21 protein-coding genes are annotated in these 23,523 nt (G+C 44.8%); 17 read left to right on the forward strand and 4 right to left on the reverse strand.

Annotated elements, in window-relative coordinates:
- The first annotated feature begins 76 nt into the window (after positions 1-76).
- A complete protein-coding gene (locus MM817_RS09120; protein WP_241714007.1) occupies positions 77-1,108 on the forward strand; it encodes an S-layer homology domain-containing protein in 1,032 nt (343 codons plus the stop codon).
- Positions 1,109-1,147: 39 nt separating this feature from the next.
- Here MM817_RS09120 and MM817_RS09125 read toward each other — a convergent pair whose 3' ends face one another.
- Positions 1,148-2,308, reverse strand: a complete 1,161-nt coding sequence (locus MM817_RS09125) for an aminotransferase class I/II-fold pyridoxal phosphate-dependent enzyme (protein ID WP_241714266.1) — start codon at positions 2,306-2,308, stop codon at positions 1,148-1,150.
- Between the two features lie 135 nt (positions 2,309-2,443).
- Here MM817_RS09125 and MM817_RS09130 point away from each other — a divergent pair, with 135 nt between their 5' ends.
- The 12 genes from MM817_RS09130 to MM817_RS09185 all read left to right on the forward strand — a co-directional run bounded on the left by MM817_RS09130 (position 2,444) and on the right by MM817_RS09185 (position 15,169).
- On the forward strand, positions 2,444-3,730 hold the full coding sequence (locus tag MM817_RS09130; RefSeq protein WP_241714009.1) for a BaiN/RdsA family NAD(P)/FAD-dependent oxidoreductase: 1,287 nt from the start codon (positions 2,444-2,446) through the stop codon (positions 3,728-3,730).
- A gap of 40 nt (positions 3,731-3,770) precedes the next feature.
- Positions 3,771-4,157: a dihydroneopterin aldolase gene (gene folB, locus MM817_RS09135; protein WP_241714011.1), complete on the forward strand. Its 387-nt coding sequence runs from the start codon at positions 3,771-3,773 to the stop codon at positions 4,155-4,157.
- Between the two features lie 123 nt (positions 4,158-4,280).
- Positions 4,281-4,778 (forward strand): acyl-CoA thioesterase, encoded by a 498-nt coding sequence (locus MM817_RS09140; protein WP_241714013.1) that lies wholly within the window; start codon positions 4,281-4,283, stop codon positions 4,776-4,778.
- A 45-nt stretch (positions 4,779-4,823) separates the two neighbouring features.
- A complete protein-coding gene (locus MM817_RS09145) occupies positions 4,824-6,314 on the forward strand; it encodes a hypothetical protein (protein ID WP_241714015.1) in 1,491 nt (496 codons plus the stop codon).
- Between the two features lie 76 nt (positions 6,315-6,390).
- The gene (locus MM817_RS09150) at positions 6,391-8,682 is read left to right on the forward strand and encodes a glucosaminidase domain-containing protein (RefSeq protein WP_241714017.1); all 2,292 of its coding nucleotides are present in this window, start codon (positions 6,391-6,393) and stop codon (positions 8,680-8,682) included.
- 75 nt (positions 8,683-8,757) lie between these two features.
- On the forward strand, positions 8,758-9,960 hold the full coding sequence (locus MM817_RS09155) for an O-antigen ligase family protein (RefSeq protein WP_241714019.1): 1,203 nt from the start codon (positions 8,758-8,760) through the stop codon (positions 9,958-9,960).
- On the forward strand, positions 9,957-11,624 hold the full coding sequence (locus MM817_RS09160; protein ID WP_241714021.1) for a hypothetical protein: 1,668 nt from the start codon (positions 9,957-9,959) through the stop codon (positions 11,622-11,624). Before MM817_RS09155 ends, MM817_RS09160 begins: the two co-directional genes overlap by 4 nt.
- A complete protein-coding gene (locus MM817_RS09165) occupies positions 11,621-12,373 on the forward strand; it encodes a hypothetical protein (protein WP_241714030.1) in 753 nt (250 codons plus the stop codon). The genes MM817_RS09160 and MM817_RS09165 overlap by 4 nt, the downstream gene beginning before the upstream one ends.
- Before the next feature lie 147 nt (positions 12,374-12,520).
- Entirely contained in the window at positions 12,521-12,865 is a 345-nt protein-coding gene (rplS, locus tag MM817_RS09170; RefSeq protein WP_241714032.1) for a 50S ribosomal protein L19, read from the forward strand.
- Positions 12,866-12,930: 65 nt separating this feature from the next.
- Complete coding sequence (gene ylqF, locus MM817_RS09175) at positions 12,931-13,779, forward strand: ribosome biogenesis GTPase YlqF (RefSeq protein WP_241714034.1); 849 nt, start codon at positions 12,931-12,933, stop codon at positions 13,777-13,779.
- A gap of 32 nt (positions 13,780-13,811) precedes the next feature.
- Entirely contained in the window at positions 13,812-14,861 is a 1,050-nt protein-coding gene (locus tag MM817_RS09180) for a ribonuclease HII (protein WP_241714036.1), read from the forward strand.
- A 26-nt stretch (positions 14,862-14,887) separates the two neighbouring features.
- A complete protein-coding gene (locus MM817_RS09185) occupies positions 14,888-15,169 on the forward strand; it encodes a YneF family protein (protein WP_241714038.1) in 282 nt (93 codons plus the stop codon).
- On the opposite strand, the gene MM817_RS09190 is transcribed toward MM817_RS09185, so the two are convergent.
- From MM817_RS09190 to MM817_RS09200, 3 genes are all read right to left on the reverse strand, one after another.
- Positions 15,166-16,083, reverse strand: a complete 918-nt coding sequence (locus MM817_RS09190; protein WP_241714040.1) for a patatin-like phospholipase family protein — start codon at positions 16,081-16,083, stop codon at positions 15,166-15,168. The genes MM817_RS09185 and MM817_RS09190 overlap by 4 nt on opposite strands.
- 124 nt (positions 16,084-16,207) lie before the next feature.
- A complete protein-coding gene (locus MM817_RS09195; RefSeq protein WP_241714042.1) occupies positions 16,208-17,776 on the reverse strand; it encodes a YifB family Mg chelatase-like AAA ATPase in 1,569 nt (522 codons plus the stop codon).
- A 278-nt stretch (positions 17,777-18,054) separates the two neighbouring features.
- Positions 18,055-18,477 (reverse strand): hypothetical protein, encoded by a 423-nt coding sequence (locus MM817_RS09200; RefSeq protein WP_241714044.1) that lies wholly within the window; start codon positions 18,475-18,477, stop codon positions 18,055-18,057.
- A gap of 188 nt (positions 18,478-18,665) precedes the next feature.
- On the opposite strand from MM817_RS09200, the gene MM817_RS09205 reads away from it, so the two are divergent.
- The 4 genes from MM817_RS09205 (at position 18,666) to dprA (ending at position 23,504) form a co-directional block, all read left to right on the forward strand.
- Positions 18,666-19,880: an MFS transporter gene (locus MM817_RS09205; protein WP_241714046.1), complete on the forward strand. Its 1,215-nt coding sequence runs from the start codon at positions 18,666-18,668 to the stop codon at positions 19,878-19,880.
- A gap of 155 nt (positions 19,881-20,035) precedes the next feature.
- Positions 20,036-21,193, forward strand: a complete 1,158-nt coding sequence (gene sucC, locus MM817_RS09210; protein ID WP_241714047.1) for an ADP-forming succinate--CoA ligase subunit beta — start codon at positions 20,036-20,038, stop codon at positions 21,191-21,193.
- A 12-nt stretch (positions 21,194-21,205) separates the two neighbouring features.
- Positions 21,206-22,105 (forward strand): succinate--CoA ligase subunit alpha, encoded by a 900-nt coding sequence (sucD, locus tag MM817_RS09215; protein ID WP_241714049.1) that lies wholly within the window; start codon positions 21,206-21,208, stop codon positions 22,103-22,105.
- A gap of 235 nt (positions 22,106-22,340) precedes the next feature.
- On the forward strand, positions 22,341-23,504 hold the full coding sequence (dprA, locus tag MM817_RS09220; RefSeq protein WP_241714052.1) for a DNA-processing protein DprA: 1,164 nt from the start codon (positions 22,341-22,343) through the stop codon (positions 23,502-23,504).
- Positions 23,505-23,523 lie beyond the last annotated feature (19 nt).

Genomic DNA, 23,523 nt, shown 5'->3' on the forward strand with positions numbered 1-23,523 from the left:
TCAACGATTCGGTATCTTCGCTGTACTGTAAATGGTAAAGCGATTCGTATGATCGAATCGCATGGAGGTGAGGCACATGAATTCGGCATTATATAGTGGGAAACAAATGTGGATTTGGGAAGTGGATCAGACGTTTGGTGGGAATGTCGACACCATAATTTCACAAGGGAAACAAATGGGGCTTTCTGGGTTCTTGGTCAAAGCGCATGATGGCTCCACTGTATGGCCGCAATTTAAGGAAGTGCTCGGGCCTCTAAAAGCGGCTGGATTTACTGTTGCTGCCTGGGGATACGTCTATGGCAATGACGTGTTAGGAGAAAGTACTGCGGCGCAGACGGTTATTGATATGGGGGCTGATTGGTATGTACTCGATGCTGAGCAAAGTTTCGATGGTCAAGCAGATGCAGCTACTCAGTTGTGTACAATTATCCGTAGCCATTATCCTCATCTGATTATGGGCTATTCGCCGTTTGCTTTTCCAAGTGATCATCAGACATTTCCGTATGCTGAATTCAGTCGGTTTTGCGATGTCTGTTTACCACAAATTTATTGGGGAGAATTTGCGATGACGCCAGAGGCTGCAGTGTCGCAGAGCTTCTCTGAGCTTCAGGAGTATAAGTTGCCTTTTGCACCTATTGGCCAAGCGTATGGATCTGTTACAGGTTCTCAAATAGAGGAGTTTGCACAAGCCGTTCATGCGCAGGGTGGACAAGGAATTAGTTTTTGGGATCTGCAATCGGCCAATTCCATGCAGTTGCAAGCTGTAGGTCAGATTGAACAGTTTCCAGCACCACGCGCAGCAACTATGCCAGTAGCAGGTGCACCGATTCCACCGCAATCCAAGATCCCTGTTGCTACAGCTCCACGAGGGCCTATCGATACGGTCACGCCAACTCATATCGGAGCTAGTTATTATGTTTCTGGTATGCCTGCAGATGTGAAACCTAACGATTGGTTTTATGGTGCGGTCAGTGATCTTTTATCACGCGGGATTATTACGGCGTATAAAGATGGTCTTTTTAAGCCTGATGAAGGGATCACGCGTGCGCAAGCGGCTGATTGGCTCAACCGTCTTCGCATTTATCTGGAGCAACAAACAGGAAAATAGTGGAGAGACGGCATCGATCCGCCTCTCTTTGGCTATGCTTTATTGGAATGCTGCAATCATATGGTTTGCAGCAGCTGTGAGGATGTGGTCTGGTTGTACAAGGGCGAATCGAACGTGATGTTCGCCTTCTTCTCCAAAACCAACGCCTGGTACGCAAGCGACTCCAGTTGTTTGTAACAGGTGTTTGGCAAAGTCGCGCGAAGTCATGTGGGACGGAGTTTTTAGCCACACGAACATCGTCGCCTCGGAGGGATAGAGATCCCAACCTGCTTGTCGCAATGGATTCATAAAGGCGTCTCGTCTTGTCTGGTATAATGAACGTATATGTGTGATGTGTGTTTCAGGGTGATCGCGCAATGCGACAGTCCCTGCATGTTGCGTTGCGCGAAAGACACCATAGTCGATATTTGATTTCACGATGCGCAGCGCTTGTAACATGTCTTTATTGCCTGCGGCAAATGCAAGTCTCGGACCTGCGAAGTTAAAGGTCTTTGATAAGGAATGGAGTTCTATACCCACTTCTTTTGCGCCGGGTGTAGCTAAGAATGAAGGGGATTGTTTGCCGTCAAAAGTAAGTTCGATGTAGGCGGCATCGTGAAGAACCAAAAGGTCATGGCGCAAAGCAAACTCGACTACTTCTGAAAAGAAGGAAGCGGATGCAAGTGCTGTGAGCGGATTGCTTGGGTAGTTGAGTATCATCAGCTTTGCTTTGCGTAGCACGTCTGCTGGAATCGCTGTTAAGTCTGGCAAGAAATCATGTTCTTCGCGCAGTGGCATCCGATAAGGAATGGCTCCTGCTAGTAGAGCAGTCACTTCGTATATAGGGTAACAGGGATCGGGTATTAAGATAATATCACCTGGATCAACAACTGCAAGCGAGATATGGGATAGTGCATCTTGTGCACCCATCACCGTTAGTAGTTCTGTTTGTGCGTCGACCATTACTCCATAGCGCTCATGTAAGAATGCAGCAGCTGTGTGACGAAATTCTTCTGAACCTTCTGTGGTCGCATATCTAAAGATACTTGGATCGTGGAGAGCTTCTACAAAAGCTGCGCGGACGTGGTCAGCTGGTGGAATATCTGGTGATCCAATGCCAAGGTCGATCACGGGCATGCCATTTTTTGCAACTTCCAGTTTTAACTGATTAAGCTCAAAAAAAACGGCTGAAGAAATGGTTGATAGACGTTTCGCTTGCACTTGCAACGTGATCCCTCCACTACATATTCATATACATCCTACTATATTACGCGAAATTGCAATAAAAAGGGCTTGAACATCATAAAAAATTGGGGTTGAGTTTATTGTTTATAAAAACCAGAAAAGATGATGCAATTGATTAACGAGTTGGAGCAGACAACGGTGATCGTGATTGGCGGTGGACCTGCTGGTTTGATGGCAGCGATTGGTGCTGCAAGAAATGGTGCACAGGTGACCTTACTTGAAAAAGGGAATCGCCTTGGGCGCAAGTTATTGATCTCTGGTGGGGGCAGGTGTAATGTTACCAATGCGCGAGGAACTGATCATATTATTGAAAACATACCCGGCAATGGTCGGTTCTTACATAGTGTTTTTAATCAATGGTCAAATGAAGATATTATCGCGTTTTTCACGGAACTAGGTGTCCCATTAAAAGAAGAGGATCGCGGGCGAATGTTTCCTGTGACCAATAAAGCATCGACTGTACTTGACGCACTTTTGCAAGAGCTTGCAAAACAGAAAGTGAATATTGTGCTCGAAGCAATCGTACAACGTGTGCTATACAGTGAAGCGGATCGGCAATTTACTGTGCAAATGAAGTCTGGAGGCGCGTTTATTGCGCATGCGGTGGTTATAGCTGTAGGTGGTTGTTCCGTTCCAGAGACGGGGTCTACAGGAGATGGCTACACGTTTGCACAGCATTTTTCACATACGATTGTCGATCCTTATCCGACATCGGTTGCGTTGGTTTCTCATGATCCTGTGATTCAAGGCAAAGACTTGCAGGGATTAGCGATTCGCGAGGCAGTTCTTCGCCTGCATGATCCGCGTGGCAAAATCATAGCGACAGAAGAAGGCGATGTTTTATTTACACACTTTGGAATATCGGGCCCTGCTGCGTTGCGAGTGAGTCAATATGCGGTAAAAAGTTGGATGAAACATCGGAAGCAACCACTTTTGTTGACCATTGATAGTGATTCACACAGGTCTGCACAGTCGTTGATTGATCAGATCGTGGCGATTGGACATGCTGCGCCTAAGAAAAGTTTGCGTACAATTTTAAAGGATGTAACGGCGACAAGCCTTGCTAATTATGTGATCGATCGTCTACAATTGCCTGCGGATCAAGTGATGGCTGAAGTTAACAAACAGCATCTCGTTGATTTTGTTGCCTATCTTAAGGCTTTTCCTGTTCATGTATCCGATACACTTGGTTTAACACGAGCTACCGTTACCGGTGGTGGAGTGACTGTAAAAGAAATTGATCCGCGTACGATGGAATCTCGGTTACAATCAGGATTATTTTTTGCGGGGGAAGTGATGGACGTACACGCGCATACAGGTGGGTACAATATTACTGTAGCTTTTTCTACAGGTTATGTGGCAGGATTACATGCGGCATCTCAGGTGTACATGAAATAAAGTATAATGCATATAGAGCGTTGTATGAAGGAGAGCAAAGATGGCAGATGTCATTTTTATTCGCGATATGGAGTTTTTTGGGTACCATGGTGTCTTCACTGAGGAACAGCGACTTGGACAACGGTTTGTGATTTCTCTTCGGCTTCTTTGTGATCTTGAACCTGCCGCATTGCATGATGATCTAACGCTAACAGTCGACTATGGAGATGTGTATAATAGAGTCAAAGAAGTGGTTGAGGGGCGTAAAAGGAAACTGGTGGAGTCTGTAGCACAAGATATTGCAAATACTGTTTTGCGCTGCTATCCCATCGTACATACTGTGGTTGTACATATGGAGAAACCAGGGGCACCTATTGCAGGGATTTTTGAAACAGTGGGTGTGGAGATTGAACGCTCTCGAACTCATCATTCATACATGGGGGAATAGAAAAATGAAAAAAGCAATGTGGGTATTCATGGCCTTTCTTGTTATAGTTGTGGGATATTTAACGTTTACATCGACTGTTTGGCCGACGATTTCAGTCTTACAAATGGTAGTGAGGGGATAACTATGGAAGGCAAACGAGTGAGTGAATCGCGCACTTATATGACTGATCTTGTATTGCCGCCAGACACCAATCTACACGGTACGATATTTGGTGGGCGAGTCATGGCTTATGTGGATAAGATTGCTAGCATTACTGCGATGCGGCATTGTCGCAAGGCGGTTGTGACTGCTTCTAGTGATAGTCTGGATTTTCTCGCACCTATTAAAGTGGGCGAAGCTATTCAATTAGAGGCTTTTGTCACTTGGACACATCATACATCGATGGAGATTTTCTGTCGTATTCAATCTGAAAATTTGATGACTGGTGAAAAGCGGCTAACAGCTACTTCTTATCTGACTTTTGTTGCACTTGATGAGGATGGCAAACCTGCTATCGTTCCGCCGATACTGCCCGAAGTGGATGAAGAATGGTGGCACTATAACACAGCTGCAGAACGCCGGGAAACGCGACTGAAACGGCGAAAAGATCGGGCGGCCGCAGAAATTTCTTACGCTCATTAATGATCATGGGCTTTTGTCTACATGGCGAGGAGGATGCATCGCACCATGAAGTTATCTGAGCGTTATGATGTTAACTCAATTGATGCCAAGTGTGACGGTTGGAATATTGCTAAGGGTTTTGATAGTCGATTAGGGAGACCAGTGCTCGTTGCGGCGATGTCTAGTCATTATCTGGATCGTTATTCTATGGATGAGTGGCTAGCGAGACGTGTGAGCGTCTCGCATGCTTATGTTGCAGAATTATTTGATGGATTGCCGCGCGACGATGCGTTTTATTGTGTTTTTGAGAGCCGCAAGGAAGATGTGTTTGGACTACCTGATCTTTCACGGTATGATTTGTTGTCGGCATTTGTGAAGATAGCCGATGCAGTTGAAGAACTTTTAGCATCTGGAGTTCGTTTTCGGTTTTCTGAACAGCAGATCATCTGGGATGGGATGCAGCCACATCTTTTAGGGTTGTTGCCGCAAGCATCTAAAGAACCGCATGTCTCGAATGACCAATATGTCGCTACAATGACGCAATTTTTTGGCTCTAGATTGCAGCAAAGAATTAATCAATCTGAAGATCCCAATCGTGTGCTTGAACGTTCTGCGGTGTTGCGCATGGGTCTTTTGCGTTTGCAAGGGGAAGGAACTCCATGTACGACATTTGCAGATGTGAAGATGGTTTTAGAAGCCATGCTCATTGAAGAGCAACGTCGCAAAATCGCTCTACAAGCAGCCTCATCTCAAAGTGATCCAGACATTGTACAACCTATCGAAAAGGAACCGCGACAGGAAGCGTCGATGGAGACGATTGTCATCCCGCGACAAGTTGCAAAATCTGTGGATCCACTGCAGGATTCGCGCAAAGAAGTGTTGAGCTCTGCAAACACGCCAGTACGTCGCCACAAGTCTACTGTGCAGGATGTGGACACTAACGATTTTGATGATGAAGAGGACGAGTTTGATCAGGATGAAACACGGTCTGTTTCACGTTCTCGTGTCATGATTATTTTAGTTGTAAGTGTACTTGTCGCAATAGGTATTATTTATGGTGGAGTTTCTCTGTTGCGAGGGGGGAGTGGAAACGGCGCTTCAGCGCAATCATCTGCAACTCCTGCACCAAAGACAACCGTTACTAGTACTACACCTGCTTCTTTGTCGGTGACTGGATTGAGTGCGGGTGCTGCGATTCAATTACTTGCTACACATGGATTTCATTCTGTCACATTGCAATCGGTAACACTTCAAGGAAGTATGAAACCTGGGGCTGTCATTGCGTCGTCACCTTCACAGATTACTCTATCGCAGGCTGGAAGTTCGGTAACTTTACAAGTAGCTGTGCCGCAGGGTGACGGCATTGTACCTAATATTAAACATTTATCGTTGCAATCGGCAGAGCAACAATTATTAGCTGATCACTTTCATTATTCCTATGTAATCCAACACGTGTCTGGGGGAAAACCGGGGCTAGTGTCAAGTCAAACACCCATTCCTTATCAGGTGCAACCACTAGAGACAAACGTGGCATTTGTTGTGGCGCAAAACTCATAAAACTAAAATCTATGAGTCTATCATTGACAGAATTCCTCCGGCATCGACATAATAGATGCTGGAGGGGAAAATACGTATGGTTCGACAACGCTCGACGATTTTAGCCGCACTTCTTACAGGGATCATGGCGGTTGGTTTACCGATTAGTGCCAAGGCAGATGTCTTATCCGCGCAACAAGTTCCTCATTGGCATTGGACATTGCAAAATCAACCTGTCCAAAGTAGGGATGCAAGTTCTGGTGATGTGTCGGGATATATTGTATCTTATCTTTTGGCTGGGGTCGCCAAGCAACAATATTTTTCGACAGCGGCTGTGGCTACGACGTTTGCTAAGGGGGAAAAGGATGCCGTTGTTGTAAGTGGGACGAATGGATCTATTGTATACACTAATATTGTTCACCCTTATGCGGTTGTCTCTTCGCAATCATCCCTTCTTTTAGGCAACATTTCTCAGTCGCAGACATATTCCACTCTAGCTGAGGCTATTGCCGTGGCAAAGAGTACTCCGTCACAGATGGTACTCAGTCGCATCACGGGAGCTGTTGTATGGAGTAACTCAGAAAACTACGAAGTGGTTTCTCAAGGTTCGACATCGATGTATCAAACGTACGAAGCGGCGCTTACAGCTGCTCGTAGCATGCAAACGGCGTCTGTAGTTAGTGGTGACACCCATCAAACTTTATGGCGTGCAGCCTATCGCGTCCTGATTAATCAACAATTTACGGAATCCTTTAGTACACTGAATAACGCCAAGACATATGCTGAGCAAAGTCAGCAAAGTGAAGTGATCGACATCGCGAGTGGCAAAGATGTATGGGATGATATTCCGCGATTTAATGTGTACCAAAACGGCGTTTTGCTAAAGCAATTTACTGATCAAAGTGATGCTTTATCATTTGCACAGGGATTATCCAATGTCACAGTGGAATCCATTGCTACACAAGCGGTGATCTACACCAATGTCCCTGCATACGCAGTTGAGGTGGGAAGTAAGACTATTCAATCTTTCGTTGATGAAGCTTCTGCTATTACCTTAGCAAAAACAGTGCCAAGTTCAGTCGTTGTTGAACTGAGTACAGATCATATCGTGTGGACTTCCTCTGGTACATACGGAGTATACCAATATCTTCAACTTGTTCGGTCGTTTGATACGCAGGCAGCTGCACTTGCTTATGCGCAGACGTTAGATCATGTTCAAGTTATCGATAGTGAGAACAACTCGGTGGTGTATTCTAACTATCCGACGAGTGTGAAATCGCCGTATGGAGATACATTTACCGTTGAAAATGGGCTAGTCGTCGATAACTGGGGTTCTGTTAGTATTCCGCTTGCACCTGCACCCTCATTTATGACAGCTGGACAAACGTATGTATCCAATGACTACAATCATTGGTATGAAGTGCTTCCTACAGGTGATGTCTATGTTGGACAGTGGGAAAATCCGTATCAGACGATGAATCTCGAAACGCAATCGAATTTAACTGCTACACAAATTAATAACTTTATCTCACAAAATGCTGCAGCAAACAGTGTTTTGCAAAATACCGGACAATATTTCATTGAGGCGCAAAATACTTATGGCGTCAATGCACAGTATTTGGTGGCTCATGCGATTATTGAATCTGCATGGGGAACATCGTATTTTGCTACAAACCGAGATAATTTATTTGGCTATATGGCATACACAACGAACCCTGATGCTGCTGCAACATTTCGCTCCATTGAGTATGATATTAATTTTCAGGCGTGGTTTGTGCGCAATTCCTATCTCAATGCAAATGGATCGTTTTATAATGGGGCAAACTTAGATGGCATGAATGTGGACTATGCGACCGATCCTTATTGGGCAAATAGCATTGCTCGCATTATGGCTGAGATGCAACCTTATAGCACGACGATCGGTAGTGAGCCTCTGATGGGAGAACAGGCCACTCGCAAGGTATTTCCATATCCGACTGGTGCCATTGGACAAGCCACTTCTGCAATGAGTGTTTACTCCTTTCCTGCAGATGCGACGACGTCTCAACCGTCGATTATAGGATCGATCCCTACAGGGACAAATTTTACTGTGCTTGGAGATTCTCCGGGCTGGGATGAAGTGCAATTGGCCAATGGACAGACAGGCTTTGTTAATTGGAACGATGTGAGTTTACAAAACATGATGGAAGTTGTAGGCATTAACTACGGAAGTTATCTGGCTGTCAATTCAGTTGACAATCCTACGACGACCACAGATACTGTAGATCAATTGACAAACGGTGTATATGTCGTTTTGTTACAAGCTTCGTCTACTGGCTGGGATAAGATCATGGATGGCAATGGAATTACGGGCTGGGTAAGTTCGAAGTATGTTCAGGTTATTCATTAGTCATGTGTTATAATGTGGCGTACTGTGAAATGCATTAGAAATGATCTGGGGTGAAATCATTTGGGGGAAAGTGTTTTGCCGCCGCGGCTTAAATGGCCGCTGTATCTATTAGCGGCCTTTCCAGTGGCGGACTATTTTTTGCATGTGTATCCATGGGGAATCGTTGGTGCTGCCTGGGATAAATTAGTTTTTATTTTGCTTGCTTTTTATGCTATTCGCGCAAGAATGTCAGGTACAAAAAGAAAGATGTATCCTTCACAGCGATATATTATTTTTGTGGCAGTTCTTGGGTTAGCATATATTCTGATGGATGTTGGTTATTTAACTGTTGCGTTTGCAGGTTGGCGCGTTGACTATCTTTATATGCTATTCTCCATTGTCTTACCCTATGTGGTTGACAGAGAGGATATTATTCCACTTCTAAAATTCATGGTTCTTATCGGGTTTTTAATGGCTATTCACGGAGTCTATGAGTATGTCATGAAAGCACCCATTCCATCTTCGTGGATTAACTTAGGTGAACATGTTCGTACGAGGGTGTACTCATTGTTTGGTAGCCCTAATATTTTTGGATCCTATGTGGCTTTTATTGCGCCTAATGCCGCGGGATTGGCTCTCTATGAAAAAAGAAAAGGACCACGTATTTTTTATATTGCCGCCGCGATTATTAGTATGATTACCCTCGTATTTACGTTTACCCGTGGGGCATGGGTTGCGTTTTTTGTGGGAGCACTTGTGTTTACGTGGTTGGTGGACAAGCGGTTAACCATCATTGCAGTCGTATTGACTGTGCTAGCTATTTTCTTTGTTCCTCCTATCCATGCGCGTATGGATCAATTCTTATCTCCTGTGTACTGGGTGAAGACGGAACAAAGTGGTCGTATCGATCGTTGGGGTCATGCCTATAACCAAATGCGCAAAGATCCATTATTTGGAGCTGGGCTAGGTCGATATGGTGGTGCGGTGGCTTCTAAGTATTTTGGGATTATCTATGTAGATAATTATTATGCGAAGACGCTTGCGGAAACGGGATTATTAGGTCTGCTTTCTTATCTTGGTCTACTCTTTGTGTATTTACGCGATGTCTATCGGGTACTGAAACGAACGGTCGATCCCAGAATGCGGTATTTAATGATCGGCGTGTTTAGTTCGCTCATTGTGGTTGTGTCACATAATGCTGTAGAAAATATTTTTGAAGTGCCATCTATGAACTATTTATTTTGGATGGTAGGTACGTTAGTGCTGATTTATGGAGCGGAAGGGGAGACGGAACGGTGACTAACTTCGCATTAAGGCGTTGGTTGACGACTCCCTTTCTGATTCTCTATGCGCTTTGGACACTGTTGTTTTATCAACTTGTTTTTACAGCGTGGACCCTTCAGTATTCTTATCTTGGCGTACTGTTAGTCATTGGGGCTAGTCTACTTTTTATGTATGCATTTCCGAAACGCGATCGCAAGGTAGTTGTGAGATTTACTTTATTTTGCGTCATGGTCGGCGTTGGGATTTCTAGCTTTGCTGGTGAATCACTCACTTGGCGAATTATAGATTTTGTTGTTTTTGTAGTACTTGTTTTGGCACTTGGTCGTTATTTAGTGGGTATCAAAACACTGCGGCTGTTCTTGGTCGTTATCGCGTTAACGATTGTTCAGATTTTTATTCCATTACACGATTTACGGACGCTCTCCTTTTTTAATGTGCGTTATATTGGGCATTTGGCAAGTCCTGATCCCCAAGTAGCTAGTTTGCCTGTCGCTACGGTATCTGATCCCTTGCGTCCGGGAGCACAGGAGATCATTACTTTGCGTGGTCATCGGCCGATTAAAGATGAGGCACAAGATTTTATACACATGCTCAATACCAATCCACAATCTGCAACGACGATTCGCTCTGCCATTGTAGAACTTCAACATTCTTATGATGTCATGGCGATTCGTCCTGGACGATTGCGCTTTATCACGCACTATGCAACGCCGCAAGAACTTGTCCAATTGCCGTTTTGGTCGTTAGGATTAGTTGATTTTCCTTTTATGACTTCGCATTTTTTGAATTTAGAAGATCGTACTCGTATGTATCTCTCGCTTTCATCTGATCCAGGTTCACTACTCTCCACGCTATTGAGTCCTGGAACTGCGGCTCAGTCATTGGCTGATTTGAGCTTGCAGACAGCTTCGTCTGAGGCGAATAACTGGGAGCAGGTTACGGGACATCAAATCGATGTTACGGATGGGTTGTCGTTGCAAGGAGGCTATTTGACAGGGACTTATCAGGGCGTCCCAGTACATGTGAAGACGCAGGGTGTAGCTATTTTAGGTGTGCATCATATATTACCGCTTAGCGTCGATCCGAATCCACAGATCATCGTAGAGGGGAATAATGTGATCCAAGTTCTTTCGCTGCCTCCAGAGCAACCTCGATTGATTGCGAGTTTGCCTGGATCTTATCTCCATCCTTTGACTACTGATGTGGATTTTGCGGATTTAAATGGCAGTGGACAAGACTCTCTGTTAGTGAACACAGTGCCAGCGCAGATATTTAGACTGTCTAGTGCAGGGACGTGGGATCGCTTATGGGTGAGTGGACGGGATTCTTTCCGTTTTGAAACGGTGATGCCGCACAAAAATGGAGATTGGATTATTGCGAATGCACCAAGTTTGCTCAGCCCATCTTCCACGCGTTATCTTGGTGGGTATGTGTATTCACACGGGCAACTTTCTCGCGTATTTCGCGTGTATTATGGCAATCTTGTCGATATGCAATTGGCGCATGTTACTTCTCAATCTAGACCTGAGTTATTGTCTTCAGTTTATGCACATCAAGAGATCATGTTACTTGGTTTTCAGCGAGTGCCGTGGTTATTGCTTGTTGATATCGGGTATGCCTTGACGATTATCGTCGGACTCTTTCGTCGCATTCGTACGCGAAAGGGGGCCATATCGTGAAGAAGAGTAAATGGCGTTGGTTAGCTGTGGTTGGAGCGTCTGTTTTATTGACCGGCTGTAATTTAGTGTCTGATCCATCATTGATTAACAAGGCTACGGTACAGAGAACTGTCGATCCTAATGGCTTATCGGATATCTCCACGGCTATTTCTACCATGAGTGATGTCGTTTCCTATAATCTGAAAGCGACGATGCAAGCTCATACAGGTCGCTATGTACAGACAGTGAAGTTTTATGGTTCTTTAAAACTACCAGGGACGATCTCGATGGATGAGTCGATCGGCGGCGGTAGTTATCAGATCTATCAAGATGGAAGTTTCGCATATGAAAAGGATGGGAATCGGTGGTCTCCGATGCAGCCGATCACAGACTTAACTCCGTGGAATTCGCTTAGTCAGTTGATCACAGACTCGCCACCAAAGCTTGTATATAAGCTACCACAACAGACAGTTGTTACGTGGTTGTGCAATGTCTATCAGTTTAAGGCTGTGGCGAGTGGGTCGCTATTGGGCGGGATCGGTGCAAGTGCCGACGTTAACAAACGTACAATTCCACGTGAGGCACTGTATACCGTTTGGGTAGATACCACGGATCACATCTTGCGTCAGGTGGAAGTGCAGTCGACAGTGGGCGTTCCAGGCTTAGGGACTACTGCATTTGATGCGACGGAACTATATTTTGGATTTAATAACCCAAAATTAAAAATCAAAGTTCCACCGGATTTGTTGTCGCAAATTGAACAACCCTAAAGTGTTAGATTTGGGATATTATTTGTATCGATGGTTTGTTGTGCAATACTAGCCATTTGGATTCAAATGTGATATAATGGCGTCTGGTATCAGGGTGGTCCGCTACTGAACAAACCAGTAAGAACACCTGTCGGGAGGAGGGTTTTTATGCATCCATTAATTCGCGAGATCGCTTCCGAGCAATTGCGCAGTGATCTACCTAAGTTTCGCCCAGGCGATACTGTTCGCGTCCATGTGAAAGTAAAAGAAGGTTCACGGGAACGGATTCAGGTGTTTGAAGGTGTTGTCATCAAGCGTCGTGGAACAGGTGTCAGTGAGACGTTTACTGTCCGTAAGGTTTCTTATGGTGTTGGCGTGGAGCGTGCATTTCCTTTCAATACGCCTAAGATCGATAAGCTTGAAGTAGTCCGTCGCGGTAAGGTTCGGCGTGCGAAATTGTATTACTTGCGTAATTTGCGCGGTAAGAAAGCTCGTATCAAAGAACTACTGTAACGACTCGGAACAAAACGGGGACTTGGAGCAGCCAAGTCCTCGCTTTTCTATTTGGGGGTTGCCTTGTGAGTATTCAATGGTTTCCAGGGCATATGGCCAAAGCGCGCAAAGAGGTCTTAGAACAACTAAAACTTGTCGATGTAGTGCTAGAAGTTGTCGATGCCAGATTGCCTAATTCTAGCAGAAATCCGATGATGGAAGAGCTCACGCAGTCAAAGCCATCTGTTCGCATATTAGCCAAAGCTGATTTGGCAGATGAGATGATTACACAGCAATATCTTGCTTTATGGAATGGGTGTGAACAAGAACGGGCTGTAGCCGTCGATATTCTAAAAGGGGATGGCATACCTCTGATTTTACGTGCTGCACAAGAGGTGACAGCTCCCGTCTTTGCCAAATTGGCGAAAAAGGGTATTCGTAGAACGGCCATTCGGGCCATGGTGCTTGGCATTCCTAATGTAGGAAAGTCTTCGTTAATTAATCGCCTCGTGGGTAAAAAAGTTGTTAAAACAGGTGATAAACCTGGGATCACGCGCCAGCAACAGTGGATTCGCACAGGTAAAAAATTCGAGTTGCTCGATACACCGGGAATTTTATGGCCTAAGTTTGATGATCCTGAAGTGGCTAAACACCTTGCATGGTCTGGTGCCATTAAGTCTTCTGTGCTACGAGTGGACGAGATAGCGTTAGATTTATTATCGTGGTTATGTATGAACTATCCTTTAGAATTATCTAAGCGTTATCATGTAGAGATAGAACCATCATGTGAGCCAGAAACTATGCTTATGCAAGTGGCGCTGAGTCGTGGTGCGTTACATCATGGTGGCACGCCAGATATCATTCATGCGTCGGAATTGTTGTTGCGCGATGTTCAAACGGGGATGTTAGGGAGAGTCTCCTTTGATCGCTTGTAAGGTCGTACTTGAGTGATGGAGGAGTTCAAACGATGAGCACAAAAGGTATACGTGCTGCTAAACTTGAACATATGTGTGCAGATGTATATGCCTACGACCAAATGGCGCGCTCTGAGTTTGGTTCTCATTTATGTGGGATCGACGAAGCGGGCAGAGGGCCACTGGCAGGACCTGTGGTGGCTGCCGCAGTCGTATTGCCAGATACACTCGCAGACGCTCTTTTGTACGATTCAAAGCAATTAAATGCAAAAGAACGGCAGTCCGTTTTTGAGTTAATCACAAAAAAATCACTGGCTTATGGCATAGGGGTTATTGACCAAGAATACATTGACCAGTACAATGTGTTGCAGGCGACTTATGAAGCTATGCGGATTGCGTTAAGACAGGTAGTTGCAAAGCATAAGATGATTGATATGGTTCTCGTGGACGGATGTATTCTTCCTTCGATTGACTTACGACAGCGAAAGATTATTCATGGGGATCGTTTGAGTCAGTCGATCGGCGCTGCTTCTATTTTAGCGAAGGTCACTCGGGATCACATCATGGAACAGTATGCCAAGCTCTATCCTGAGTACGGGTTTGAGAGGCATATGGGATATGGAACACCAGAACATGTGAAGGCGCTTGCTCATTATGGTCCAAGTCCTATTCATCGTATGACTTTTGCACCTGTGAAAGCTTGTTCAAAGAGTGTAAATACCGAGGAAGCTGTCGTGGATCGCCGTATGATAACGGGTGCATCTGCAGAGCTTGTAGCTATCTCATTGCTTGTGAGTAAAGGTTATCAACTTCTTGAACGGAATTGGCGTACACACTTTGGCGAGATTGATGCGATTATGCGCGATGGCACATTTGTTGTTTTTGTTGAAGTGCGTTCCCGTACAGGGCATCATGCACAACAAAACTTAGAAAGTGCCACAGAGTCGGTCAATGCTGTAAAGCAGATCAAATTAAGACGACTTGCTTTAGCCTATATGCAGCAACATGTCATTCATTCCGATGTGCGTTTTGATGTTGTCGCCGTCTCCTTCGACGGGAATCGCGAATTTCCACGAACTGAACATTATATGGATGCATTTTAATGGATGCACCAAAGGAGAGTTAGCTCATGCAGTGGCTATTTTTGGTAATCGGATTAGTTGTTGGACTCGTCGGAGGATTTTTCTTAGCGGCATGGTATTTACGTCGCAGTATGGCAAATATGGATTGGGAAGACAAAGATATTGCCCAAATGGCTAAACGAATGGGCATGAATTTAAATCCGCGTCAGATGCAAGTGGTCAAACAGCAGATGAAAAAGGCGAGTGCGCAACCTAAACCGTTATTTGGTGGCTTAAAAAAGAAATCCGCAAAACCGCAAACAAAAACTCAGTCATCTAAAAAACGTTAATCTTGATGTGAACTCATGAGTTGAACACTATCCGATGATGAATATGCTGAAAGCGCATGAAGAATACTCGGAATGCGCTTTTTTGTGTACTCATATCCAAGTTCAGCTACAGATGTGAGTCGTGGGAAATCAAGTGCGCCGATAGGGCCAACTGGTGGTGCGAGAAATATATCTGCATCGAGAGCGCTGAGTGCGGCGTGTCTAGCTAACCCGATATTGACGACTTGTTGAGCTAAGTTGCGCACTTTTAGCATCAATTTTCCGCGCAGTCGCAAAAATGGTGTGATGGTATCCACCGCGATAATCACATCTGCACCAAGTGCTCGAACAGGTCGCACAGGACAGTTATCTACAAGTCCACCGTCGGCTAGTATCATGTCACCTATTTCGATTGGTTGAAACACAAAAGGAATACCAATACTCGCGCGAATGGCTTTGGCTAATGGTATCTCTACGATGTTATCCCAAAGAGGGAAGTGAAATTCATCTGCAATGCCAGTGACAACTGGTGCTTTGCACTCTTTGGATGAGAAGACAACCTCTCGTCCTGTCTGCAAGTTTGTTGCAATGATGGCTAGTGGACATGCAATGTCTTGGATCTGCTTTTTTTCTACTGCTGTCTCTATGAATTGGTATAAGCGGTTACCTCGTAGGAGGCCACCAGGATATTGGCGACGTAACAAGCGTGGAAGTAAGGCAAAGTCAATGTCGATATGCCGACGTGTTAGGCTTGGCAAAAGAGTGAGCATCTCTGTTGTTGAAGTGCCTGAGGCATACAGGCCTGCTACCATAGCGCCACTACTTGTGCCACCGATCATATCGATGGAAATATGTGCTTCTTCTAGCGCTCGTATTACTCCTATATGAGCTCCACCTGATGCTCCTCCGCCTGCAAGTGCTAAGCCGATTTTCATGGCGTGGCTCCTCGTATCATCAGTAATTGTCGTGTGCGTTATCATGTATGATAATATCCTTTAAGTATACCCAAAAGAGCGCTCATGCTCCACTTTTCATCATGAATCTATGTTTGCCTTTATGTTATGTTGTTGTATAGGTGCGATATTGTAGAGCTTCCGCCACGTGTGTTACAGCGACGTGGTCACTCTGTTCTATGTCAGCAATGGATCGTGATACGTGTGCAATCTTCATGAGACTGCGAGAAGATAACTGCAAGCGGTCACCGGATTGTATGAGTAAGTGAACACTAGGCGAATCAAACAGTAAAGTTTGCAAGCGATCCATGGGTGTGATAGGAGATGTATTTGTTTGTAGTGTTCTCTTCCTGTGTTCTTGAAATTCTCTAGCTGCGATGACTTTTGAAAGCATAGTGGCAGAATGTTCACGCGTATGTCTTTCTGTATCATGCCAATGAGAAGCAGAGACTGGGGTAATCCACAAGGTCATGTCGATACGGTCTAGTAATGGGCCTGATAGCTTTGCTCGATAGCGTGCGATATCTCGGTCGTTACATGTACACTGGTGAAGCTCTGAAGAAAAACCGTGATAACCACATGGGCAAGGGTTCATCGCAGCGATCATGTGAAAGTCGCAGGGAAAGGTCGTAGTATAGGCAGATCTACTCACAGTAATGTGTTGGGTCTCTAGGGGTTGACGTAGCCCTTCTAATGCTAAACGTGGGAATTCGGGCAATTCATCTAAAAATAAAACACCGTGATGTGCTAATGTGATTTCTCCGGGCTTAGGATGTGTACCACCGCCTAGTAATCCCTGTACTGTGATCGAATGATGCGGGGCTCGAAAAGGCCTGCTTACCTGTTCAGTTATAGATAAACCTGCGATACTGTAAATATGTTTTAATTCAGCGAACTCAGTAGACGATAGACTTGGTAAAATAGATGGAAAGCGTTCTGCTAGCATGCTTTTTCCAGATCCAGGTGGACCATAGAGGAGGATATGATGTCCACCTACTGCACTAATGAGCAGTGCTCGCTTGGCTAGGTCTTGTCCGGCCACTTCACTAAAATCAAGTAGGGGACTATCTGTACTACCTGTTTTAACACTCTTTGCGACAGGTTGGTGTGGGAAATGGTGTTGGTGGTTTCTTGAGTCGTCTGTTTCATTGCGTTTCAACGGAGGGTGTCCCTGTAAGATCGAAACAGCGTCAGAGAGACTATATGCGCCCATTCGCTGTATGAAATGTTCAACGGGGAGTTGATCGATGTCGTCGGTGGCAGGTAGAATGATGGTCTTAGCTTCAAGGTCTTGTGCACACTTCACGGCAGCATATAGCCCTCTAAATGCGCGTATACTGCCATCTAATGCAAGCTCACCTAGGAGAATGGTGTGATGCGGTATGGGGGGCATCTGTTCAGAGGCAATGAGTATGGCCACAGCTATGGGTAGGTCAAGTCCACTACCGTCTTTTTTCCAGTCGGCAGGAGACAGACTTACGGTGAGGCGTCCTCGAGGCCATGTAAAACCGCTATTAATCAGAGCAGAACGAACTCTTTCTTTAGATTCACGAATAGAAGAGGCAGCAAGCCCAACCATTTCAAAGCTTGGAAGTCCCGTTTGTACGTCTGCTTCTACGCCTACTATGATGCCTTCAATTCCGTAAAGAGCAATGCCATGAGTTACAGAATACACGAAAGCCACCTCTTTTAGACAAAATAATAAGCGCAAATGTATGCGTATGTCGCAAACTTGCGCTAGTGACTTTGGACAAGGCAGGTACGCATCCCTGTTCTATAACACTAGGCTACATTCGCACTAATATCTATAGAGGATAAAGAAAAGGGTACCATCTGAAGCGTATCTGATGTACGCTGATCGTACGATGTGCACCCTCTCTATTAACCACTATAAGTACATACTCTTTGCTTTGTCTTTAGTGTAAGAGGTTTTATGCTAAGTCGCCATAACGTTTAGGATTGTGGTTGTAACAATTGACTATCTTGACGAACTTTATGGAGTTTTACAAGTGAGAGTTTAATCTCAGCAAGCCATTCTTGATCATCGATTTGCTTTGCAAAATTCCAAACGTCAAGCATGTGGTCGATCTGTTCTTCAGACACCGTAAGGTGTGATGGCCCTGTAAAGGCTGGATATTGGGCAGCGATATGTTGTAGTTTTTCTTTGTTTACCACGTCGTGAAGTGTCGCTTGTTTCACACCATCTGTATCGCAATAATGTGTGTACATCGTCACATCAAGTTCCACTTCTGGCGCTACCACCGTGTGGCCGCAACTGTGACAGTATAGGAAGGGAACATCGGCGATCTGTGCGCCTCCATCCGTAGTAAGTGATGCGAAGCGTAGTGACATTGTAGTGCCGCAGCAGAAATCCATAAAACTTCCCCTCCCCTTTTTTGTATTATAACAGGGTTCACGTGAATTACAATGAGCAAAGAGCAAAAAAACAAAAAAATTAGATAGTTATTTTGGCTTATGAATATACTTCCCCTGTTGCCTATTGCATAGTCATGTCAACATGTGGTCAGGGTTGTGATTATCTAGCTAATTGATGGAGGATTGTCGTGTATATTGCACAATACTTTAGTCGTGTTAAACGTTTATCACCAGACATGCAACTGTTTCTATGGACGGATGGCATTTATGGATTTTCAATTGGTATTATTGGTGTATTATTCAATCTGCATTTACTCGCGTTGGGGTTTCGTTCTGGTGCAATCGCATTTATCACATCTATAAATCCGCTGGCAACGACTGTCTTATCAGTGTTAATGGGGGGGCTAGCCGATCGCTTTGGTAGAAAGCGGATGCTTGTGATTGGCTCCACACTACTCGCCTTTGGAGCTGTTCTACAACCTCTCTTCTCCTCATTTCTGCTTATTTGTATCGCTTCACTTATTTTTTCCATTGGGCAGGCGATGGTCGGAGCCACCGAATTTGCAGTTGTTGCAGCTTATGTGTCGGATAAGGAGCGAGATTTTGCTATTTCAGTAATCTTCGCTAATTTTATGATGATGATTGGCATTGGCAGTTTAGTGGGCGGGTGGCTACCGCTATGGTTACCGCGTATTGGTACTCCTTATGAATCCACACTTTTACTTGGTGGAATCATTTTTTGTATTACTCCGCTTGCAAGGCGCAAACTAAGTGAAGTTTCTATTCCACAAGAGACGCATATGGTGCGTAAAGGTTTTTTGCGGCCATCACGTCCTGTTCTCTTGTTTAGTGTGTTTGCTTTTCTATCAGGACTATCCTATGGCTTTGCCATGCCTTATCTCAATTTAATATTAGCAGGGCAATTTGGTTTGACTACCACGACGATCGGCTTTGTGATTGCGATCAATGAATTCGCACTTTTTTTAGGTTCATTTCTTAGTCCTATGGTCCTTGATCGGTTTTCTCCACAGCAGATTCTCGGGCCACTGTTACTAGGAGCGTTTATTCTAAACATAGGTATCGTATTTCACCTTCCATTGTTGTTCTTTGTCTTTTTATTGATGTTTCGCTCAATGATTAATATGACTTATGCACCCACGATCGATAGTCTTGCACTTGGGGTAGTAATGGATGCACAGCGAGCAATTATGCAATCCTACAGAGGATTAACGAGAGGCATTGGAAGCATTTTGTCTGTTTGGATAGGGGGTGAATTGTTAGCGTTCAAACAGTATGGTTGGGAATTTGCAGCTACAGGAATTGTTTTATTATGTATGTTTATTTTTTACGAAATTGCCTTAAAGTCAGTAGTGGTGCGATCTGGGGAGTCTATTGTGGAGTGAAAAAATGTTCCGCACAATAAAACAATGTCTTATTGGGTGAAAATCGAGTTGAATTCCTGTACTTAGTAGTCTATCTTTTAAGTTGTGCGAATGGACCTGGATGTCTCCGGTGATATACACACTTGAGGATCCGAAACAGGTTGGGAGGAAGCATCGTGAATATTCATGAATATCAAGCCAAAGCGCTTATGCGCAAGTATGGCGTAGCAGTTCCAGATGGGGAGGTGGCATTTACCCCGGACGAGGCAGTCAAGGTTTCAGAGCGATTTGGTGGTCGTGCGGTGGTTAAGGCACAAATCCATGCTGGTGGTCGTGGTAAAGCAGGTGGCGTAAAGCTTGCGAAGTCCAATGAGGAAGCGCGCGAATACGCAAAAGAATTACTAGGTAAAACGCTCGTCACTCATCAGACGGGTCCTGAAGGTAAAGTTGTCCGTCGGTTACTCATTGAGTCATTGACTGACATTAAAAAAGAGTATTATGTTGGATTAGTTGTCGATCGGGCCATTGGTCGCGTTGTTATGATGGCATCAGAAGAAGGCGGTATGGAGATCGAGGAAGTGGCTGCCAACAGCCCAGAGAAGATCTTTCGTGAAGTCGTGGATCCAGCTGTTGGATTGCGTCCATTTCAAGCCCGTAAACTCGCTTATGCCATACATATTCCAAGCGAATTGATTAACAAGGCTGCGGCGTTTATGGTGGCATTATATCAAGCGTATGTCGATCAAGACTGTTCTATCGTAGAGATCAATCCACTTGTTGTAACTGGTGACGGAAAAGTTCTAGCGTTAGATGCGAAACTTAATTTTGACGATAATGCATTATTTCGCCATAAAGACATTGTTGAATTGAGAGATTTTGATGAAGAAGACCCACGCGAAGTTGAAGCTTCAAAATTCGATCTCAGCTACATTGGACTACAGGGCAATATTGGATGTATGGTCAATGGTGCAGGTTTGGCTATGGCAACGATGGACACCATTAAATATTACGGTGGTGAGCCAGCTAACTTCTTAGATGTTGGTGGCGGTGCGTCAGAGCAAAAAGTCATGGAAGCATTTAAAATTATTCTTTCAGACTCAGGTGTAAAAGGTATTCTTGTCAATATTTTTGGTGGCATTATGAAGTGTGATGTTATTGCCAATGCAGTGGTAGCAGCGGCTCGCCAAGTGGGCATCGATCGTCCACTTGTCGTTCGATTAGAAGGAACGAATGTGCAGCTTGGCAAAGAAATCTTGAGTCAATCAGGATTACCTATTGTAGGCGCAGATTCTTTAGCAGAAGCAGCACAAAAAATTGTTGAGCTCGTGAAGTAGGAGGAGTTTCCCATGAGTATCTTGGTGAACAAAAATACGCGCGTCATTACCCAGGGAATTACGGGTGCTACAGGCTTGTTTCACACGAAACAAGCGATAGAATACGGAACACAAATGGTCGGTGGTGTGACGCCCGGTAAAGGTGGCACAACAGTAGAAGGGGTGCCGGTATTTGACACGGTCGAAGCAGCTGTAAAGGGCACTGGAGCCAATGCATCAGTGATCTATGTTCCACCAGCATTTGCTGCAGATGCCATTTTAGAAGCTGCAGAAGCAGGCGTTGAATTAGTGATTTGTATTACAGAAGGTATTCCAATTCTCGATATGGTTACAGTCAAACGGTACCTTGATGGAAAAGGTACTCGCCTCATTGGTCCAAATTGCCCGGGTGTTATTACACCTGATGAGTGCAAAATTGGAATTATGCCAGGGTATATTCACAAACGTGGCCATGTAGGCGTAGTTAGTCGCAGTGGCACATTAACATATGAAGCGGTATATCAATTAACTGTTCAGGGCGTAGGACAATCGACTGCTGTGGGTATCGGCGGAGATCCAGTCAATGGAACGAACTTTGTTGATGTATTGAAGATGTTTAATGAAGATCCTGACACAGAAGCGGTTATCATGATTGGTGAAATTGGCGGTACCGCAGAAGAAGAAGCTGCAGCCTACATTAAGGAGCACATGAAAAAGCCTGTAGCCGGATTCATTGCTGGACGCAGTGCACCTGCAGGAAAACGCATGGGCCATGCTGGAGCCATTATTTCTGGTGGAAAAGGTACTGCAGATGAAAAAGTTGCAGCGATGCAAGCGGCAGGTATTCATGTGGCCAACACGCCATCTGAAATGGGATCTACATTAGTGAAGATGCTCGAACAACGCAATTTGTTAGAAAAGTGTCGTTCTTAGTCGCAAAGCATGCTTCGGAATGACTTTATAAAGAGTTCTTTATAAAGGAAAACCAGTAGCAAAGTTGTTTTACACCGACCTTAGATCATCTAAGGTCGGTTTTTTTGTGTATGTATGCAAAAAATAGTGATTTCTTTCCATAGGAGTGGTGCTGGAATCATGAGTATAGGACACTATGTGCAAGTAGACATTGCCATCTCAAAGTATAGATAACATCTCGGATTGGGTGAGGCGCATGCGCGAATTGCAACTGTTATATTGGTTAACGTTGCTTGGGGTTACAGGGTTAGGTGTGACAAAGGCGCGAGAGATCCATCGTAAAGTGCCCGACTATGCACTAGCCATGGACTATCGTAGTGAAGATTGGTCAGCTTGTGGACTCACTGACGAGCAGGCACAAGCGCTTAGACATGCGTTAGTTCAAGGGTTACATCGTAACGATGCAGAGCGAATTTTAAAACATTATCAATTCATTATGGAGGAAGATGTGGAGTATCCTGCTGCATTACGTGAAATTCAAACGCCTCCACCGTTGTTGTTTTATCAGGGTAGATTTGTGTCAAATGAACAGCGTGTCGCTGTAGTTGGTACGAGAAAATGTACGGCCTACGGAAAAAGAGCAGCATTTGAAACTGCTCAGATGCTGGTGCATGGTGATTGTTGTGTGGTTTCTGGCCTCGCACTTGGTATCGATCGAGCTGCACATCGTGGGGCGCTTCTGGCACATGGTCGAACGTATGCAGTATTAGGTTCAGGCATTGATGTTATTTATCCAGCTCAAAACCAAGAACTTGCCAAGCAGATTATTGAGACAGGAGGAGCTGTCATCAGTGAGTTTTTACCCTGGACTGGGCCTGAACGATATCGCTTTCCTCAGCGCAACCGGATTATTAGTGGCCTGTCCAAAGCCGTAATTATTGTTGAAGCGGGTGCAAAAAGTGGAGCACTTATTACTTCAGCTTTTGCTCTTGAACAAAATCGCGATGTGTACGCTATTCCAGGCTCTGTATTTAGTCTATCCTCTGCAGGAACGAATGAACTTATTTCACAGGGTGCAACCCCTCTGCTACATCCGGCCTTGACTCTGAGCACTCTTGGCATGCAAGTGGAACACGGTCTGATCTGTGCTAGCGAGCGGCGTGATGATCCCGTTATACAACGGAAACAATTTGTCGAAGATCAAGAAGTAGAGGACATTGTACAAGTAGAGCAGTTGATCATAAGAGAATTGGCTGCAGCACCTATGCTATACGAAGAATTATTAATGGTACTTGAGGCGGATAACACTTGTACGCAGTCTATTCACACAGTCATTGCTTTACTAGAGATCAGACAAGTGATTGGTCGCGAACTTGATGGGCGGTATTATCTCATTGGACATACAAATTTAAGTACATAAGATGCTACCAACTCAAATC

It is taken from the genome of Sulfoacidibacillus ferrooxidans, from assembly GCF_022606465.1.
GTDB lineage: Bacteria > Bacillota > Bacilli > Alicyclobacillales > SLC66 > Sulfoacidibacillus > Sulfoacidibacillus ferrooxidans.